Origin of the sequence: Streptomyces sp. 13-12-16 (assembly GCF_002114215.1) — a bacterium.
In the GTDB taxonomy this organism is placed as follows: Bacteria; Actinomycetota; Actinomycetes; order Streptomycetales; family Streptomycetaceae; genus Streptomyces.
Window position 1 is genome coordinate 1 of the sequence record NZ_NCTE01001229.1, and the last position, 999, is coordinate 999.

At 77.2% G+C, this 999-nt stretch carries 2 protein-coding genes; one reads left to right on the top strand and one right to left on the bottom strand.

Annotated features, from left to right (window positions below; translation table 11 throughout):
• The first annotated feature begins 84 nt into the window (after positions 1-84).
• A complete protein-coding gene (locus tag B7767_RS38280; RefSeq protein WP_085575999.1) occupies positions 85-357 on the top strand; it encodes a hypothetical protein in 273 nt (90 codons plus the stop codon).
• 43 nt (positions 358-400) lie between these two features.
• Here B7767_RS38280 and B7767_RS45995 read toward each other — a convergent pair.
• Positions 401-999 (bottom strand): acyl carrier protein (locus B7767_RS45995; protein ID WP_179167474.1); only part of this gene is annotated, 599 nt, incomplete at its 5' end.

Sequence of the window (999 nt, forward strand, 5' to 3'; positions counted from 1 at the left end):
CTCCCGGCGCCGGGCCGGCGCCGGAGGCGCGGCCGGAGGCCGACCCCGTCCCCGCTCCGAACCCCGAGTGAGGGCCGCCCCCGCGTGACGATCGCGCGGGGGCTCTTCCGTGCCCCGGCCGTCCGGCCCGTCGGGGCGGTCCACGAGCGCACGGCCGTGCCGACCGCGACGAGGCCGGTGACGGGGCGCTTCGACGAGGACGAGCCGATGGCGCTCGTCCTCGTCGGATCGGCCGCCGCCGGCCTCCTCCACGAGCGCGGACAGCGCCCCGTGGAAGGGGAACGGGTCAGCGGGGCGGGACGGCACGAGGAGCCCTCGCCGCCCGCCGGTGCCTCCCGGTCGCTTCGGTGGTCATGAGGCGGTTCCCCTCCCGTCGGTGGTGCGGTCCCCCGCGCGTCCGTCACGAGGAGCGTGTGTCCAGTTCGTCGTCCAGGACGTCGAACAGCTCGTCGGCCGAGAGCGCGTCCAGATCCGCCTCCTCCCTCTCGGCCGGCCGGTGGGCCGCGATCCAGCCGGCCGTCAGGGCGCGCAACCGGTCGGCGACCCGGCCGTACGCCTCGGCGTCCGGTGACGCCGACGCCAAGGCCTCCTCCAGGTACGCGAGTTGCGCTTCCAGGGGCGTTCCGGCGGGCTTCGGGCCGTCGGTCAGCCGCGCGCGCAGCTCGTCGGCGACCGCGGCGGGCGTCGGGTGGTCGAACACCAGGGTGGCGGGCAGTTTCAGTCCGGTCGCCGAGCGCAGGCCGTTGCGCAGCTCCACGGCGGTGAGCGAGTCGAAGCCGAGTTCCTTGAACGCCCGGTCGGGCCGGATGGCGCCGGCGTGGGCGTGGCCGAGCACCGTCGCGACCTGCGTGCGCACCAGATCCACCAGGAGGCGGTCGCGTTCGCCGTCGTCCGTCTGGGCCGCCAGCCTGCGCCGCAGCTCCGCACCGTCGTCCGCGGCCGGACCGCCGACGCGGCGGCGCCGGGCACGCACCAGGCCGCGCAGCAGAGGGGGGAGCC